Source organism: Clostridium sp. AT4 (assembly GCF_001517625.2).
Classification (GTDB): Bacteria; Bacillota; Clostridia; order Lachnospirales; family Lachnospiraceae; genus Enterocloster.
Window position 1 is genome coordinate 154,116 of sequence record NZ_LN999826.1, and the last position, 15,229, is coordinate 169,344.

Below are 15,229 nucleotides of genomic sequence, written 5' to 3' on the forward strand. Positions count from 1 at the left end.
TGTTCCGGTATTCAGTGTTCCTGCCCCAGTCATTCTTTCTGGAGACTGTGGCAGGAGCCTGAGCACATGTTATTCGTTATTCCCCTCCGGGGCCGTCGCGTCGCTCTCTGGTGGATTCGGGCAGCGGGTCTACGGGAGTGATGACCTCGCTTCCATTGCGGTATGGCTCATAATCTACTTCCGGGGTATCTCCGTCTCCATATGGATTTTGACTGTTTTTATGCATTGAATCACCTCCGGAGATAGTATGATACGGTAGAATGGGATTTATAAAGGGAAAATATGCCTGTTATTTTAAATACTTTTCTGCGTCTTCTCTCGTCAAACTAAATTTTTCACATATTTCCATTAAGATAGTTTCTGTAGGTATTTGAAGTTTTTTTAAAGTAGCTATCATTGCCTGGATGCCCTGTTCCAGCCCTTTCTGGATGCCCTGTTCCTCTACACCTTTGCTTAAATTACACATAAGCGACACCTCACTTTCTAATGTCTGTGTCATTTTAATTTTGAAGTCGTCTTCCAATATCTGGCACTTGTCCTCTGAGTCGGTTTCTGTCGAAAGAAGAACATTTAACAGCTTTAATACATTTGTATCTGTGGATTCGTTTTTTCCAAGACAAATCATAACTGCTGTCATTAAGTCATAATTAGACTTCGTTTCTTTTACATCCCCTATCAGATTTTTTTCTGAAATCAGATAACTGGTAATACTGTTTTCACGATTCTTTGGAGGATTCATACAGATCCAAATGCTGTATACTTTTTTAATTTTTTCATAATGTACTTCTGTAAACTCTGTTCCGTACTGTGCAGAAATCATACGGCTGCTTCACCCACTTGCGGCTGTCCTTCGATATAGTTTTCTGCTATCTCATTGACATCACAAGTTCTGTATTCTTCTACGCAGTTCTTCATAATCCATGCCAGAATAATTTTTTCTGACAAAAGGCGCTTACAGGCTGCATCATAACTTGCCTTTTCATCAGTTACACGGATATTTTTTGCTATAGTCGTGTCAGTATTCATGCTGTCACCTCCCGTAATTACCTTTATTGTAACATAATATTCTTTGAGAGACTATAGAATATTTGCCAATTAAAATAAATTGAATAAAAAGCCTCAGGCATTCTTTTTTGAAGCCTGAGGCAGGATTATAAAGCTGATTTTAGTCCCCTATGGGAGTGTCACGCCGCTCTTTGGGTGTTTACGATAGGCTCATAGGCAGTACAGTCAATTATCAGATACACTCATTTAAAAACGGAAGGATGGAATCCAGCTTTGCTTTTAATACGCCTTCCAGCTCGATTACCCGTTCAAGGGTAGCCTGAACAGAAGTGTCGATGGCAATGAGTACTTCGTAGTCGCTGGAAGCGGCAATTACCCGGTTGATTTTTGCACATTCTGCATTTAAAATGCAGGCCAGAGCGTCTTCCTCATGGGCAATGGAGGATGCGATGCTTAAAAGGATGGGGCAGGGGCAGGCAGTAGGGCATTGGGTCTGGCAGGTCAGAGAAGTTGTTTCATTCATAGTGATTATCTCCCTTCTTCCCGAAGATGGATCGGGATACTATAATATATGGACAAGGAGAAAATTTGTGACAGCCTGGCCCAAAACAGCTACAGTTCCAGGGTTTTGGTGGCGATTGTTTCACGAAAGGCCCGGTCGTGCTCTACAAAGATCATAGTAGGGCAAAAATCCAAAATCAGCTGTTCGATCTGCATTCTGGAATAGATATCAATAAAGTTTAAGGGTTCATCCCACAGATACAGATGGGCCTGTTCACAGAGGCTTTTTGCGATCAGTACCTTCTTTTTCTGTCCGCCCGAAAATTGCGCCATATCCTTTGTAAACTGGATCCGTTCAAAGTCCAGCTTTCGGAGAATCGATTTAAAGAGACTTTCATCAATCCCGCACTGAACGGTATAGTCGGACAGAGTTCCGCTTAAATGGGAGGTGTCCTGGGAAACATAGGAGATAATAAGGCCGGAGCCTATAGAAATGGTTCCGGTTTTCTTTATATCTTCTCCAAGGATCAGCTTTAAGAGACTGCTCTTGCCGCTTCCGTTTTTTCCGTTTAAGGCAAGGCGCTCTCCCTGTTCCAGAGTAAAGGAAAACGGCCCGCAGACGGCACGGTCCCCGTATCGGATGGAGAGGTCACGGCAGGAAATCAGGGTCTGGCTTCGGTAACGCAGGGGCAGAAGCTTAAGGGCTTCTGCTGTTTCAGTGTTTTTCAGAAGACCGGATTTTTTCTCAATGGCTTTTTGCTGCCTGGACTGAATGGATTTGGCGCGCTGCATCATTTTCGCAGATTTGTGGCCTACAAATCCCCGGTCTGCGCAGCCGCTTCCGATTTTGGAGGCTTCGATTCGGTCGGACCAGCCGGCAGTACGGGCAGATGCCTGCTTTAGACGGCCGATTTCCTTTTTGAGCTGTTCATTCTGGGCCAGCTCACAGGCTTGCCTGTATGTAAAATTAGTCATCCAGGAGGAAAAATTGCCGCTCTGTACCTCGATATCAGCCCGGTTTAACGAAAGAATGTGATCCACGCAGCTGTCCAAAAAGAAGCGGTCATGGGAAACCAGGATAAAGCCCTTTTTCTTCTTGAGGTAAGCTGCGACGGTTTCTCTGGCAGCTGCATCCAGGTGGTTGGTAGGCTCGTCGATCAGAAGAAAATGGCCCTGATTTAAGAAAAGTGCAGCGAGGAGCGCTTTTGTCTGTTCGCCTTTGGACAGAGTGGAAAATGGCCTCCAGAGCAGTTCGCAGTCCGTCTGCAGACAGGAGAGTTCCTTCATAAATTCCCAGTCCTGAGCATCGGGACAGATTTCATACATGATTTCCAGTGTCATTTTAGAGGGATCTGAAACCTCATAGGGGAAATAGTCAAAGGAGACAGAAGAATGGATGGTTCCCCGGTATTCATATTTTCCCATGAGCAGATTTAAAAATGTGGTTTTCCCCCTGCCGTTTCTGCCTACAAAGCCCAGCTTCCAGTCGGTATCGATCTGAAAATTCACATCTTCAAAAATGGGGTCGGAGCTGGATGGGTAGGAAAAGGTAAGATGTTCCGCTTTTATCATTGACATAATGTGCACCTCCGGTAAAAAAATGAGAGCCGCAGGAAAGCAGATCCTGCGGCTCATCATAAAATTACCCCTGAAAGACAGAGGCGTATATTTTAGTGAGTGGACAGATATACGACTTTCTTGCAGCGGACGCACGGATACCGTAAATAAAATACGGTATTCTGGCGTCATTTTATAGTTATCTGCAAGCGTCGATTCTCATCCTTTCACCTCTTTCTGTTCTGGTATAGATTTATGTATATCATAGATCAGGGGAAGATGCAAGAGGAATAGGTATCATTTACAAGGCGATCCTTATCATTAATTCTGCGGCTGAATTCACCCTGTAAGTCGCCTGTCAGCGGTTCGGGTTTACCGATTCCCTCCATACAACCATTTCGTTCAATATCTTTAATAAGCTGATTGATGCGCCGGATGGTTTTTTTTGTCCTGAGATTGCCAGTAAAGGTAATCTTCCCAGGCATCATCAGACCAGATTTTTTCACTCATTCATCTACCTCGATCAGTTCGTGGGCAGTACCTTTTCCTGTGCGTAGTTCCTGAATGGATTTTTTTACATATTCCAGATTAGACTGGGAGAAGAATGGATCCGAACTTTGAGCGATTTCAAATGGGATTCGGTTTTCACGTAAAACTGCTTTCACAAAAAGATTGATGGCAGTTGAGGTGTTTAAACCTACGTTGGAACAAAAGGCATCGAAATTGATTTTATCTTTTTCATCTACCCGCGCGGTTAAAGTTGCCTGTGCCATAGATATAACTCCTTTCTGTGTTCTATTTGTTATAATTATAACACTATTGTATGCAAATAGCAAGTAAATGCAATACAAAATAAAATTGTGTGAAAGGCAGACATGATATTCGCCGGAATTGCCATTGAAAATTGCTTCGGTATCTGTATAATATTAGGAAGATAGTACGCAGGATAATACGCAAGTTACTGTTCAACAGGAGGACAAACACATGGAACGCTCAAAGCTGACGACTCTCTGCTACATGGAGCGGGAGGGAGAATGGCTGATGCTTCACAGAGTGAGCAAGAAGAATGATGTAAATAAAGACAAATGGATCGGCATTGGAGGCCATTTTGAAGAAAATGAAAGCCCTGAGGAATGCCTGTTGAGGGAGGTAAAGGAGGAAACGGGCCTGACACTTACTTCCTGGCGGTTCCGGGGGCTTGTTACATTCCGTTCTACCGGAGGTCCGGTGGAGGATATGGAGTATATGTGTCTGTACACGGCAGACGGTTTTGAGGGTGAGATGGCTGACTGCAATGAGGGTACTCTGGAATGGGTAAAGAAGGAGGCAGTGTACGGACTGAATATCTGGGAGGGAGATAAGATATTTTTCCGCCTTTTAAATGAAAATGCCCCCTTCTTTTCACTGAAGCTGACCTACGAAGGCGACCGGCTTATTGAGGCTGTGCTGGATGGGAAAGCGCTTATCGCTTAATGCACAAGCTCCTCAGCCCGTTTGATCGCCCTGTCAATATTTTCACAGAAGTTTTCCTGGCCTACCTTCTGAGCAAAGCCTGCTTTTTCCATTACCTTCATGGGCTGCTGGTTTACATGGGAGAGAATAAGGGTGATTCCCCGTTTCTCACAGTTTTTGTACAGATCGGTCATGGCGTTTAATGCAGTGCTGTCCAGAGCCGGAACGCTTCTCATACGCAGGATCAGGCATTTTGCATGATCTTTTACGGCAATACGTCCAATCACATCGGCGGCTCCGAAGAACAGGGGGCCGCTGATTTCATATACATTGATGTGAGGGGACAGCTTTCTAAGTTTTTCGCGTTCTGCCTCCTCTTCATCCTCTGCATATTTCCAGCTGTGGACCTCCGTTACATCGCTCATGCGCTTCATAAACAGAAGTACAGCCACTAAGAGGCCGATTTCGATAGCGATTACCAGGTCAAAGACAATGGTTAAGAGGAAGGTAAGGATCAGAACGGCGATATCGCTTTTGGGAGCGGTTTTTACCAGCTCTGTGAAGGTTCTCCACTGGCACATATTGTAGGCGACCATAAAGAGGATAGCGGCAATGGCGGGCATGGGGATCATGGCTGCATATGGCATGAGTATAATCAGGATAAGAACAAGAACCACAGCGTGGATCATGCCTGCAACGGGAGTACGGCCTCCGTTTTTTACATTGGCCGCGGTACGGGCGATGGCGCCTGTAGCCGGGATGCCGCCAAAAAGGGCGGAAGCGATATTTCCGGCGCCCTGGGCCGCCAGTTCCATATTAGAACGGTGTTTTCCATTGATCATGCCGTCTGCTACCACACAGGAGAGCAGAGACTCAATGGCCGCCAGGATAGCGATGGTAAAAGCGTCAGGAAGGGCAGTCTGGATCATTTCAAAGCTTAACTGAGGCATATGGAAGGAAGGAAGCTTATTGCTTATGGTGTAGAGATCTCCGATGGTATTGACCTGAAGGGGGAGAAGCTGCACCATGAGAATGCCTCCGATGACGGCAAGAAGAGAGCCGGGGATTTTTTCCGTAAACCGGGGTGCGATGATAAGAATAGCCAGGCATACGAGGCCCACGATCAGCGAGTCTGTATTGAATGTATGGATGCCTGCTAAGAAGGCTTTCAGCTTTTCCATGGTTTCAATGGTGGGCATTCCTTCCGGATAGGTTACGCCGAAAAAGTCCTTGAGCTGTCCGATGACGATGGTTACGGCAATACCGGAGGTAAAGCCGGTTGTGATGGTAAATGGGATGTACTTAATCAGCCCGCCGAACCGGCAGAGTCCCATGATGATTAAAATGATGCCCGCAAGGATGGTAGCGGCTGCCAGTCCGTCCATGCCGTTTCGGGCTACAATGCCCGCTACGATGGTGGCGAAGGCTGCTGTGGGGCCGGCGATCTGAACCTGGCTTCCGCCCAGGAATGAGATGATAAAGCCGGCTACAATGGCAGTGTAGATACCCTGTTCCGGGCCTACGCCGGAGGCGAGCGCCAGGGCGATGGACAGCGGAAGGGCAATGATGGCAACTACGATGCCTGCGATGAGGTCTTTTAAAAATTGTTCTTTGCTGTAGGTTTTCCATGTTGTAAACAGCATGGGATACATTTTTTCCATAATCAGTTCCCCTTTTTCATATTGATAGGCAGGAAAATGCTCCCTGCCCTACCTTATTATACAGGCGCAGGATGGTATGTCCAGCAAAAAGGCAGAAAATATTGTATTTTTTGAGGAACTGTATATTTCACAGAATCCTGAGGATACTTTATAAGGCAGCTTACAGACACCCATTCATTAAAGGAGGAACTACCATGAAAGTAAACGGAACGAACGAATGTATCCAGTGTACCATCAAGAATTGTGCGTATCATGCAGATACCACCGATTACTGTACTCTTGATACGATTAAGATCGGTACCCACGAGATGAATCCTACCAAGAAGGAATGTACGGACTGCGAATCTTTTGTAAATAAGATGCAGTAAAATGGCGTCATCTGTTACGAAAATATTACGTTTTTTTAAGTTTCCCTGACAGCCATTGATTTTTCGTCCAGTCCATGGTATAGTGAGGACAGTCAGAGATGACGCGGCCCGGCAGTGCCTGCGAAAGCAGAGTACCCCGGGCCTTCCCCCGTTTTATGGGGAATTTCATTACAAACTCCAACAAAACCATTTGAAAAATCTCATGTTTTGTTATATACTATAGAATACTATAGGCTTCTATAAATATACAAAAAGGATGGTTTAACTATGGCATTATTAGAAACATGGAGAAATCTGGCATATGGTGACGGCCTGGATGATAAAAAGAAAGAAGAACTGTGGGCAGGATATTTCCAGATTGAGAAGGGTATCTACGAGCAGATCCTTTCCGCACCTACAGAGGTGATCACAGGTACTGTAAAGGAGCTGGCTGAGAAGTACAACACAGAGCTTCTGATCATGACCGGCTTTTTAGACGGCATCAATGAGAGCTTAAAGGGTTATGAGAACCCGATCGATACCATGGAGGAGGATACAGAGGTAAAGATCGAGATCGATCCTGAGAAGCTGTACTACAACATGGTAGAGGCAAAGGCAAACTGGCTCTATGAGCTGCCACAGTGGGACAGCATTTTGTCTGAGGAGAAGCGCAAGGAGCTGTATAAGGCACAGAAGGCTTCAGGCACCATCCGCAAGGAAAAGAAGATCTTCCCAAATGATCCCTGTCCCTGCGGAAGCGGCAAGAAGTATAAGAAGTGCTGCGGTAAGAACGCGTAAATAAGCTGCACAGACTGCCTGCCCGGTATTTCCGGACAGGCAGTTGGCGTTACAGGGGAAAGATGGAGGCAGGCAGATGGAAGCATATACGAGCTTTGCACAGGTCTATGACCTGTTTCAGGACAATGTTCCCTATGAGGAATGGGCCGCTTATCTGAAGGAGCTGTTAAAGGAGTACGGCGCAGAGGATGGCCTGGTGCTGGATTTAGGATGTGGCACCGGAAGCATGACGCAGCTTCTGGCAGAGGCAGGATACGATATGATCGGCGCTGACAATTCGGAGGAGATGCTGGAGATCGCCATGGAAAAGCGGGCTGCGGCCGGCCTGGATATCCTTTATCTTTTGCAGGATATGCGGGAATTTGAGCTTTACGGCACCGTCCGGGCGGTGGTGAGTATCTGCGATTCCATGAATTACATTATGGAGCCGGAGGAGCTGACGCAGGTGTTCCGCCTGGCGAATAATTATCTGGATCCCGGTGGCGTATTTATCTTTGATCTGAATACAGAATACAAATATAAAGAGCTTATGGGGGAAAATACCTTTGCGGAGGACCGCACAGAGAGCAGCTTTATCTGGCAGAATTATTATGATGAGAAGGAGCGGATCAATGAGTACGATCTGACTCTTTTTATCCGGGAGGGGGAGCTGTACCGGAAGTTTGAGGAAACTCATTTTCAGAGATGTTATTCTTTGGATGAGGTGAAGGCGGCGGCTGAGGCAGCCGGAATGGAATTTGTCACAGCCTACGACGCATTTACAAAGGATCCGGTAAAAGAGGACAGCGAACGGATCTATGTGATCCTGAGAGAAAAGGGAAAGACAGAGAAAGGAAGATAAAAATGGCAGATTATGTAATCCGGGCCACGGCGGCTGAGGGACAGATCCGGGCCTTTGCGGCTACGACCAGAGATCTGACCGAGGCAGCCAGACAGGCTCACAATACAAGTCCTGTGGCTACGGCTGCTCTGGGACGGCTGATGACAGCGGCTGTTATGATGGGATATGACATGAAGGGAGACGCAGACCTTCTCACACTGAAGATCCAGGGAGACGGCCCCATCGGCGGTCTTGTGGTGACGGCAGACGCCCACGGCGGAGTAAAGGGCTATGCGTTCCATCCGGAGGTAATGCTTCCTCCCAATGACAAGGGAAAGCTGGATGTAGGCGGAGCGCTGGGACTGGGCGTGTTAAGCGTGATCAAGGATATCGGCTTAAAGGATCCCTATGTGGGCCAGACTATCCTTGTGACAGGAGAGATTGCGGAGGATCTTACCTATTATTACGCAACCTCTGAGCAGACGCCCTCTTCTGTGGCATTAGGCGTTTTGATGAATAAGAACAATACGGTCCGTCAGGCCGGCGGTTTTATCATCCAGCTCATGCCGGGGGCGTCTGATGCAGTAATTGACGCCTTAGAGAATAAGATTAAGGAGATTCACTCTATTACCACGCTTTTGGATGTGGGAAATACGCCGGAGATGATCTTGGAGTACATTTTAGGAGAATTTGGCCTGGAGATCAATGATAAGCTTCCGGCCCGTTTCTACTGCAACTGTACCAAAGACCGGGTGGCAAAGGCACTGATCAGCGTGGGAAAGAAGGATATTCAGGAAATGATCGACGACGGCAAGCCCATTGAGGTGAACTGCCACTTCTGCAATAAGAACTATGTGTTTGATGTGGAAGAATTAAAGGAGCTCCTGGAGCTGGCCAGATCATAGTCCTGTGAATTAAAAACAACAAGAGCCGGTCTTTCGACTGGCTCTTGTCGGTAATCATTTGAAATTCAGATATAACTTACTTCAACTTTCTATCGAACCGATATATGTTTGAAAAAGGTACACTGTTTGTTCATTGATTATAATTTGGTTACGTTGGTAGCCTGAGGACCCTTAGCTCCGTTTACTACGTCGAACTCAACCTCTGCGCCCTCGTCTAAGGACTTGAAGCCTTCCATGTTCAGACCAGAGTAGTGAACGAATACATCGTTGCCCTGCTCGTCGGAGATGAAGCCGTAACCCTTCTGGTTGTTGAACCACTTAACTGTACCTTTCATTGTGATACCTCCAAAAAAATAAAAAAAATGTTAAGCTGCAAGTAATTTCACAGCTTCCATTAGAATATCACAGATCTTACCGGGTGTCAAACATTTTGTGCATAAACCGGGGTCTATACAGGGCTGTTTTTAAGTAACTTTTAAAGGAGAGCGTAATGAAACTGATCAATATATGGAATCATTTTAAAACCATTACAAAACATCGGATGCTGGTATGCAGGCACTGCTTTCAGATCGGGCTTTACCGCCAGGGGCTGACCCATGATCTGTCAAAATACAGCCCTGAGGAGTTTTTTACCGGTGTACGCTATTATCAGGGAACGCGCAGTCCCAATGCGGCGGAAAGAGAAGATCTGGGCTATTCAAAGGCCTGGCTTCACCACAAGGGCCGCAATAAGCATCATTATGAATACTGGATCGATATTTCTGTCCGTAAGGAAGAGGGATTAGTGGGAAATAAGATGCCGCTGCGGTATGTGGCAGAGATGATCTGTGACCGGATTGCGGCCTGTGAGGTGTATAAGGGAAAGGCTTATACCAGCGCAGCGCCTCTGGAATACTATGAATTTACGAAAAAATACATAACCATTCATCCGGAAACCAGGGCGCTGCTTGAAAGGCTTTTGATTATGCTGAAGGATCGGGGAGAAAAGGAAACCTTCCGGTATCTGAGGGAACTTTTAAAGCAGGGGGATTATTAAATCCCGTACTGCTTTTTAATCTGCCGGATGGTGATCCAGCCTACGATGACGGCCAGAACGCCGGTGGCAATATTGCTCACGGCCATGACGATTCCGGCGCTGATATCTCCAAGGTCCGTGAACTGCTGCAGACCCCACAGTACAGGTACACGGAAGATAAATACACGGCTGAAATTGATGATAAGGGAAATCCTTGTCTTGCCAAATCCGTAAAGCAGAGCCATAACAGCCGCATTGATACCAAGGGGAATGGATCCTAAAGCTTCCATCTGGTAGATGGAACAGATCATCTGCTGGAACTGAGGATCACCGCCGGAAAAGAGACGGCTGATGGACCCTAAAAAGATCAGGGTCAGGCTCATAAGAACGGCCCCGATTGCCATATTGATGATGAGGATGCACCGGAAGGCCTCTAAGGCACGTTTGGGAAGTCCTGCTCCCAGGCTTTGGCTGATAATGGCAGAGCCGCCCTCCTGAAAGCCGTTCTGGGGATTGGTGGTAATGCCGCCCAGATTATTGGAAATACCCAGTGCTCCTACGGTAAGAGGGCTGTAGATGGTGCACATGGAATTTACCACTACTTTTCCAAAGGAAAATGCCATTTTTTCGATGATTACAGGTACGGATAAGAGCACCATGGGCCGAACCACACGCCGTTTTAAGGAAATGCTCCTTAAAGAGAAGGAAAATGCGTTTCCTTTACGGCTTAAGTGGTAGATGGCGGCAGAAAACATCAGAAGCTGGGAAATGATGGTGGCAACGGCGATCATATTGATCCCGCTGTGGAATACATATACAAAGAGAGCGGTAAGGGCCAGCTTTACCACAATAACGCCCATATTCAGATGAAGGATCCGCTGGGAGTTTCCTCTGGCCCGTTCGATTGCAATGTAGACACTGTTAAAAAAATTCAGTACAATTCCAAAAAGATCCAGGATAAAATAGGTGGTGCCTTCTGTGATAAATTCCTCCGGCGTTCTTGCAAGGCGCAGAAATTGGGGCGCAAAGGGGACAAGGATCAGCAAAATGCTGGCTCCCAGGATTCCGCAGAGGGAAAAAAGAGTGCTGACTCTCCGTTTTACCAGTTTGAAATCTCCGGCTCCGTAGGCTTCGCTGACCTTGATGCTGGCGCCTACAGCCAGTCCGCCGCCCAGAGCGGAAAGCATGAGGTTAAGCTGGGATAGATAGGCTACGGCAGACACAGAGGAAGCGCCGATGTGGGACGCCATCATGGAATCAAAGATTTTAAAAATCTGATTTAAGCTCTGGTAAAGGGCCAGGGGCGTACATACATAGAAGACCACCTTCCACATATTTTCTTCCCGTACAAAGGCTCTGAAGGCCCGGTCCTTTTCTGTGAGGTCCGCGGCTGGTTCATTGTTTGCTGTCATGATCATGTTCTCCGTTTCTTCCCATTTTTTATGTCGGGTTCGGAAAACTCCGGACAGATTCTGTCGGAAACAGGGGATTCCTATGGATTATAACCCAGAGATACAGAGAAAACAATCGGATTTGTATACAAAAAATAAAGTCCGTATACAAATAATCTGTGTATAGGGAAAGAGAGGATGGGAAAAATGACTGTTAGAACCGTTGGAAACAGTGGTGTATAAAACAATCAGGAGGAAAAACGGATGACAGGATGGATCATTGCTCTTTTATCGGGAGCTCTTATGAGTGTGCAGGGTGTATTTAACACAGAAGTAACAAAGCAGACCAGTGTATGGGTGGCAGCAGGATGGGTACAGGCTACGGCTCTGCTGACCTGTGTGGTGATCTGGCTGTTTACCGGACGCCAGCCGGTATCCTGTCTCATGGGGGTGACGCCAAAGTATGTTCTGGCAGGCGGCGTGATCGGGGCCTTGATCACCTACACGGTGATCCGCAGCATGGCGGCTCTGGGGCCGGCCCGAACTTCTCTTCTTATCGTGGTGGCTCAGATCATCGTGGCTTATCTGATCGAGCTGTTTGGCCTGTTTGGCGTGGAAAAGGCTCCATTTGCATGGAATAAGCTTTTGGGGGCCGCGATCGCTGTAGGGGGGATTATCATTTTTCAGCGATAGGATAAGAAATAACGCTTGTATTTAAACCGGCTTTCCGATAGAATAGATACAGCAGGCCGGGACGGTATCTCTAAAAGGAGGAGATATCGTTGAAGGAATTAAAAAAGCACAAGCAGGGAAGGATTTTTTTACTTTTATTGGGAATGTTTTTGGCAGGGATTTTATACAGCTGCTCCCAGCCATCGCCGGGGACAGAGGTAAGCCTCGAATACTTAGAAGACGGGGAACGCAGGGAGAAGGTTTTTTCGGAGCCAGAAGCTGCTTTTTCGGATGAGACTGCCGATTGTCCGGGGAAAGAAACTGCTTTTTCAGAGGCAAAAGTTGCTTCGGAGGCAGAAAATTCGGAAGAAGAGCAGATCTGGGTTCATGTCTGTGGTCAGGTGGCGGCTCCGGGAGTGTATTCCCTGAATGCAGGAAGCCGTGTATTTCAGGCTTTGGAAGCAGCTGGAGGAATCCTTGAGCAGGGAGATGGCAGTATTCTCAATCTGGCCATGGTCTTAGAGGACGGGATGCGGATCGAAGTTCCGGACCGGACAGAGGCAGAGCGCCTGAAGACTCAGGGGATTCTTTCAGATCAGGCCTTTGTGACGGATCCCGGTGACGATTTTAGCGGAAGCCCTGGGAAAAGCGCTTCAACGGGCAGAAAAGTGAATCTGAATAAGGCCGGTGCAGAGGAGCTGATGACGCTGACAGGCATTGGAAAATCCAGGGCGGAGGCGATTATCCAGTACCGTCAGGAAGTGGGGGCTTTTCGCTCGATCGAGGATATTATGAATGTATCCGGGATCAAGGAAAGTGCATTTGAAAAGATACGGGATGATATAACCGTTTAAAAGAAAACTGCGCCCGTCAGGGCATTTTTAAATAGACAGACAGGAAGGGAAATGAAACATGGCTCGGGTATTGGTAGTAGATGATGAAAAACTGATCGTAAAGGGAATCCGGTTCAGTCTGGAGCAGGACGGTTTTGAGGTGGACTGTGCCTATGACGGAGAGGAAGCCATAGAACTGGCAAAAAAGACAGAGTATGATATTGTGCTGTTAGATGTGATGCTCCCAAAGCATGACGGTTTTGAAGTATGTCAGGCGATTCGGGAATTTTCCGACATGCCCGTGATCATGCTGACGGCCAAGGGCGGCGATATGGATAAGATCCTGGGATTGGAGTACGGGGCGGACGACTACATCAGCAAGCCCTTTAACATTCTGGAGGTAAAGGCCAGGATCAAGGCCATTATCCGGCGAAGCCTGAAGGCAAAGCGCCAGAAGCGGGAGGAACCCTCTTCTATGATCGGTTCTGGAGATTTAAAGATGGACACAGAGGGGCGCAGAGTATTTATCGGTGAAAAGGAGATCAACCTTACTGCAAAGGAGTTTGATCTCTTAGAGCTTCTGGTACGCAATCCCAACAAGGTATACAGCCGTGAGGCGCTTTTGAATTATGTATGGGGAAACAGAGCCATGGACAGCGGGGATGTGCGTACGGTAGACGTTCATGTGCGCCGTCTGAGAGAAAAGATCGAGCCAAGTCCAAGTGACCCCAGATATGTACATACAAAATGGGGCGTGGGATATTATTTCGGAGTATCAAACAGGGGGTAAAGCCTCGATCCCTGCCTGCTGAGGGAAAATGGAAAACAGAACAGAAAAAGGTGCCCGGATTCCATGGGAAGTCCGGGATAATAGGGAAATGGGTGGAAAGCCCATGCGGTCCCGCCGCTGTAAAGGAAGAGTTACCGGATGCAGAAAGCTGTTAAAATAGGAACAGGCTTTTGCGAAACGCCACTGCATGAATCTATGTGGGAAGGAGCCGGTGATGAGGATGCCTGAGCCAGAAGACCTGCCTTTTTCGGCGTGATTATAAAGGCTGCGGAGCACAGCTTTTTATAATAGATACCCTGAAAAGGGAGGAAGGCGGAGCATCCGCTTTCTTATCATGTCTGTTTGGATCACGTAGAAACTATGTGGCAAACAGGCTTTTTTACTTTTAAGAAGGGAGCATACATCAATGAATGTAAGAAAAAAAGGAACTGCCATGCTGGCCTGGGGAATCCTCTTCAGTTTTGCAGCGGCGTCACCGGCATATGCCATGCACATTATGGAGGGATATCTTCCGATGGGGTACTGTATTGCCTGGGGGGTAGTCTGCATTCCCTTTGTGGTATTGGGAGTGAAGCGGATCAACCGTCTGATAAAAGAGCACAGAAAGCTGCTTTTGATCTTTGCAATGGCAGGCGCCTATGCCTTTGTGCTGTCTGCCCTGAAATTTCCAAGTGTGACCGGATCCTCCAGCCACCCAACGGGAACCGGTCTGGGAGCCATTCTCTTTGGCCCGACTCCCATGGCAGTGATCGGCTTTCTGGTGCTGATTTTTCAGGCGCTTTTGCTTGCACATGGAGGTTTGACAACGCTGGGAGCCAATACCTTCAGTATGGCGATTGCAGGTCCTGTTGTCAGCTGGGGCGTTTATAAGCTGGGCAGAAAAATAAAGCTGAATCAGAAGGTGGCTGTTTTTCTGGCAGCAGCCCTTGGAAATCTGTTTACATATTGTGTGACCAGTGTGCAGCTGGGACTGGCCCATCCTGCGGCAGACGGCGTATGGAGCGCTGTTGTACGGTTTTTGGGAATTTTTGCATTGACACAGATTCCGCTGGCAGTGATTGAAGGACTTCTGACGGTTGTGATATTGATCGGTCTGCAGACTTATGCAGGTCCGGAACTTCGAGAGCTTGGATTTGGGGAGGAGAATCGATAATGAAGAAACCAATGTGGATCGCAGGTCTTTTGGTGGCTTGCGTAATATTGACAATTGTCCCGTTTATAGCTGCTCCCAAGGATGCGGGATTTGGAGGAGCCGATGATGCAGCCGGCGAACTGGTAGGTGAGATCGATCCCGAATATGAGCCATGGGCAGAGCCTGTTCTGGAACGGATTTTAGGAGGAGAACTTCCGGGAGAAACGGAAAGCCTGCTGTTCTGTCTTCAGGCAGCTTTGGGATCTGGCGTGATCTGCTATGGATTTGGATATCTGGTGGCAAGAAAGAAATACAGTACAAACGATACAGAGGAAAGACAGGAGAACTAA

Annotated in this window: 20 protein-coding genes, 1 pseudogene and 1 riboswitch; of the genes and pseudogenes, 11 read left to right on the top strand and 10 right to left on the bottom strand. The window is 47.4% G+C overall.

All coding sequences use genetic code 11. From position 1 onward, the window contains the following. Positions 1-76 precede the first annotated feature (76 nt). The 7 genes and pseudogenes from BN3656_RS02525 to BN3656_RS02550 all read right to left on the bottom strand — a co-directional run bounded on the left by BN3656_RS02525 (position 77) and on the right by BN3656_RS02550 (position 3,836). Positions 77-226, bottom strand: coding sequence for an AE-binding protein (locus tag BN3656_RS02525; RefSeq protein ID WP_066543774.1), 150 nt, complete (start codon positions 224-226; stop codon positions 77-79). Between the two features lie 63 nt (positions 227-289). Continuing rightward, on the bottom strand, positions 290-820 hold the full coding sequence (locus BN3656_RS02530) for a hypothetical protein (RefSeq protein ID WP_066543775.1): 531 nt from the start codon (positions 818-820) through the stop codon (positions 290-292). Then, on the bottom strand, positions 817-1,026 hold the full coding sequence (locus BN3656_RS16780; protein ID WP_242962922.1) for a hypothetical protein: 210 nt from the start codon (positions 1,024-1,026) through the stop codon (positions 817-819). The genes BN3656_RS02530 and BN3656_RS16780 overlap by 4 nt, the downstream gene beginning before the upstream one ends. A 211-nt stretch (positions 1,027-1,237) precedes the next feature. Then, positions 1,238-1,528: a hypothetical protein gene (locus BN3656_RS02535; RefSeq protein ID WP_066543776.1), complete on the bottom strand. Its 291-nt coding sequence runs from the start codon at positions 1,526-1,528 to the stop codon at positions 1,238-1,240. Between the two features lie 89 nt (positions 1,529-1,617). Next, on the bottom strand, positions 1,618-3,084 hold the full coding sequence (gene abc-f, locus BN3656_RS02540) for a ribosomal protection-like ABC-F family protein (protein ID WP_066544035.1): 1,467 nt from the start codon (positions 3,082-3,084) through the stop codon (positions 1,618-1,620). Between the two features lie 248 nt (positions 3,085-3,332). Beyond that, positions 3,333-3,573: pseudogene (locus BN3656_RS02545) on the bottom strand (Txe/YoeB family addiction module toxin). Beyond that, on the bottom strand, positions 3,570-3,836 hold the full coding sequence (locus BN3656_RS02550) for a type II toxin-antitoxin system RelB/DinJ family antitoxin (RefSeq protein WP_066543777.1): 267 nt from the start codon (positions 3,834-3,836) through the stop codon (positions 3,570-3,572). Before BN3656_RS02550 ends, BN3656_RS02545 begins: the two are co-directional and overlap by 4 nt. A gap of 211 nt (positions 3,837-4,047) precedes the next feature. On the opposite strand from BN3656_RS02550, the gene BN3656_RS02555 reads away from it, so the two are divergent. Then, a complete protein-coding gene (locus BN3656_RS02555; protein ID WP_066543778.1) occupies positions 4,048-4,536 on the top strand; it encodes an 8-oxo-dGTP diphosphatase in 489 nt (162 codons plus the stop codon). Here the strand turns inward: BN3656_RS02555 and BN3656_RS02560 are convergent. Continuing rightward, complete coding sequence (locus tag BN3656_RS02560) at positions 4,533-6,176, bottom strand: SulP family inorganic anion transporter (RefSeq protein WP_066543780.1); 1,644 nt, start codon at positions 6,174-6,176, stop codon at positions 4,533-4,535. The genes BN3656_RS02555 and BN3656_RS02560 overlap by 4 nt on opposite strands. A 194-nt stretch (positions 6,177-6,370) precedes the next feature. Between BN3656_RS02560 and BN3656_RS02565 the strand changes: the two genes are divergently transcribed. The 4 genes from BN3656_RS02565 (at position 6,371) to hslO (ending at position 9,046) form a co-directional block, all read left to right on the top strand. Continuing rightward, complete coding sequence (locus BN3656_RS02565; protein ID WP_081422815.1) at positions 6,371-6,544, top strand: DUF1540 domain-containing protein; 174 nt, start codon at positions 6,371-6,373, stop codon at positions 6,542-6,544. A gap of 267 nt (positions 6,545-6,811) precedes the next feature. Beyond that, positions 6,812-7,321: an SEC-C metal-binding domain-containing protein gene (locus tag BN3656_RS02570; protein WP_066543781.1), complete on the top strand. Its 510-nt coding sequence runs from the start codon at positions 6,812-6,814 to the stop codon at positions 7,319-7,321. Positions 7,322-7,397: 76 nt separating this feature from the next. After that, the gene (locus tag BN3656_RS02575) at positions 7,398-8,162 is read left to right on the top strand and encodes a class I SAM-dependent methyltransferase (protein WP_066543788.1); all 765 of its coding nucleotides are present in this window, start codon (positions 7,398-7,400) and stop codon (positions 8,160-8,162) included. Between the two features lie 2 nt (positions 8,163-8,164). Then, a complete protein-coding gene (gene hslO / locus BN3656_RS02580; RefSeq protein ID WP_066543790.1) occupies positions 8,165-9,046 on the top strand; it encodes an Hsp33 family molecular chaperone HslO in 882 nt (293 codons plus the stop codon). Between the two features lie 137 nt (positions 9,047-9,183). Here the strand turns inward: hslO and BN3656_RS02585 are convergent, their stop codons facing one another. After that, entirely contained in the window at positions 9,184-9,381 is a 198-nt protein-coding gene (locus BN3656_RS02585; protein ID WP_021869793.1) for a cold shock domain-containing protein, read from the bottom strand. A gap of 155 nt (positions 9,382-9,536) precedes the next feature. Between BN3656_RS02585 and BN3656_RS02590 the strand changes: the two genes are divergently transcribed. Next, positions 9,537-10,082 carry a DUF5662 family protein gene (locus BN3656_RS02590; RefSeq protein ID WP_066543792.1) on the top strand — a complete coding sequence of 182 codons (546 nt, stop codon included), beginning with the start codon at positions 9,537-9,539 and terminating at the stop codon, positions 10,080-10,082. Here BN3656_RS02590 and BN3656_RS02595 read toward each other — a convergent pair. After that, on the bottom strand, positions 10,079-11,473 hold the full coding sequence (locus tag BN3656_RS02595; protein WP_066543794.1) for an MATE family efflux transporter: 1,395 nt from the start codon (positions 11,471-11,473) through the stop codon (positions 10,079-10,081). The genes BN3656_RS02590 and BN3656_RS02595 overlap by 4 nt on opposite strands. Before the next feature lie 243 nt (positions 11,474-11,716). Here BN3656_RS02595 and BN3656_RS02600 point away from each other — a divergent pair, with 243 nt between their 5' ends. The 5 genes from BN3656_RS02600 (at position 11,717) to BN3656_RS02620 (ending at position 15,229) form a co-directional block, all read left to right on the top strand. Then, positions 11,717-12,145, top strand: coding sequence for a DMT family transporter (locus tag BN3656_RS02600; RefSeq protein ID WP_066543795.1), 429 nt, complete (start codon positions 11,717-11,719; stop codon positions 12,143-12,145). Positions 12,146-12,234: 89 nt separating this feature from the next. After that, positions 12,235-12,978, top strand: a complete 744-nt coding sequence (locus BN3656_RS02605) for a helix-hairpin-helix domain-containing protein (protein WP_066543798.1) — start codon at positions 12,235-12,237, stop codon at positions 12,976-12,978. Positions 12,979-13,036: 58 nt separating this feature from the next. Further along, positions 13,037-13,747, top strand: a complete 711-nt coding sequence (locus BN3656_RS02610; protein WP_066543799.1) for a response regulator transcription factor — start codon at positions 13,037-13,039, stop codon at positions 13,745-13,747. A gap of 31 nt (positions 13,748-13,778) precedes the next feature. Next, positions 13,779-14,008: riboswitch (cobalamin riboswitch) on the top strand. 172 nt (positions 14,009-14,180) lie between these two features. After that, positions 14,181-14,900: an energy-coupling factor ABC transporter permease gene (locus BN3656_RS02615; RefSeq protein ID WP_242962925.1), complete on the top strand. Its 720-nt coding sequence runs from the start codon at positions 14,181-14,183 to the stop codon at positions 14,898-14,900. Further along, complete coding sequence (locus BN3656_RS02620; RefSeq protein ID WP_066543801.1) at positions 14,900-15,229, top strand: energy-coupling factor ABC transporter substrate-binding protein; 330 nt, start codon at positions 14,900-14,902, stop codon at positions 15,227-15,229. Before BN3656_RS02615 ends, BN3656_RS02620 begins: the two co-directional genes overlap by 1 nt.

What these genes read in the sequence shown, in the direction of transcription:
- BN3656_RS02525 (WP_066543774.1), bottom strand. Translation starts at nt 226, where the DNA reads ATGCATAAAAACAGTCAAAATCCATATGGAGACGGAGATACCCCGGAA.
- BN3656_RS02530 (WP_066543775.1), bottom strand. Translation starts at nt 820, where the DNA reads ATGATTTCTGCACAGTACGGAACAGAGTTTACAGAAGTACATTATGAA.
- BN3656_RS16780 (WP_242962922.1), bottom strand. Translation starts at nt 1,026, where the DNA reads ATGAATACTGACACGACTATAGCAAAAAATATCCGTGTAACTGATGAA.
- BN3656_RS02535 (WP_066543776.1), bottom strand. Translation starts at nt 1,528, where the DNA reads ATGAATGAAACAACTTCTCTGACCTGCCAGACCCAATGCCCTACTGCC.
- abc-f (WP_066544035.1), bottom strand. Translation starts at nt 3,084, where the DNA reads ATGTCAATGATAAAAGCGGAACATCTTACCTTTTCCTACCCATCCAGC.
- BN3656_RS02550 (WP_066543777.1), bottom strand. Translation starts at nt 3,836, where the DNA reads ATGGCACAGGCAACTTTAACCGCGCGGGTAGATGAAAAAGATAAAATC.
- BN3656_RS02555 (WP_066543778.1), top strand. Translation starts at nt 4,048, where the DNA reads ATGGAACGCTCAAAGCTGACGACTCTCTGCTACATGGAGCGGGAGGGA.
- BN3656_RS02560 (WP_066543780.1), bottom strand. Translation starts at nt 6,176, where the DNA reads ATGGAAAAAATGTATCCCATGCTGTTTACAACATGGAAAACCTACAGC.
- BN3656_RS02565 (WP_081422815.1), top strand. Translation starts at nt 6,371, where the DNA reads ATGAAAGTAAACGGAACGAACGAATGTATCCAGTGTACCATCAAGAAT.
- BN3656_RS02570 (WP_066543781.1), top strand. Translation starts at nt 6,812, where the DNA reads ATGGCATTATTAGAAACATGGAGAAATCTGGCATATGGTGACGGCCTG.
- BN3656_RS02575 (WP_066543788.1), top strand. Translation starts at nt 7,398, where the DNA reads ATGGAAGCATATACGAGCTTTGCACAGGTCTATGACCTGTTTCAGGAC.
- hslO (WP_066543790.1), top strand. Translation starts at nt 8,165, where the DNA reads ATGGCAGATTATGTAATCCGGGCCACGGCGGCTGAGGGACAGATCCGG.
- BN3656_RS02585 (WP_021869793.1), bottom strand. Translation starts at nt 9,381, where the DNA reads ATGAAAGGTACAGTTAAGTGGTTCAACAACCAGAAGGGTTACGGCTTC.
- BN3656_RS02590 (WP_066543792.1), top strand. Translation starts at nt 9,537, where the DNA reads ATGAAACTGATCAATATATGGAATCATTTTAAAACCATTACAAAACAT.
- BN3656_RS02595 (WP_066543794.1), bottom strand. Translation starts at nt 11,473, where the DNA reads ATGACAGCAAACAATGAACCAGCCGCGGACCTCACAGAAAAGGACCGG.
- BN3656_RS02600 (WP_066543795.1), top strand. Translation starts at nt 11,717, where the DNA reads ATGACAGGATGGATCATTGCTCTTTTATCGGGAGCTCTTATGAGTGTG.
- BN3656_RS02610 (WP_066543799.1), top strand. Translation starts at nt 13,037, where the DNA reads ATGGCTCGGGTATTGGTAGTAGATGATGAAAAACTGATCGTAAAGGGA.
- BN3656_RS02615 (WP_242962925.1), top strand. Translation starts at nt 14,181, where the DNA reads ATGCTGGCCTGGGGAATCCTCTTCAGTTTTGCAGCGGCGTCACCGGCA.
- BN3656_RS02620 (WP_066543801.1), top strand. Translation starts at nt 14,900, where the DNA reads ATGAAGAAACCAATGTGGATCGCAGGTCTTTTGGTGGCTTGCGTAATA.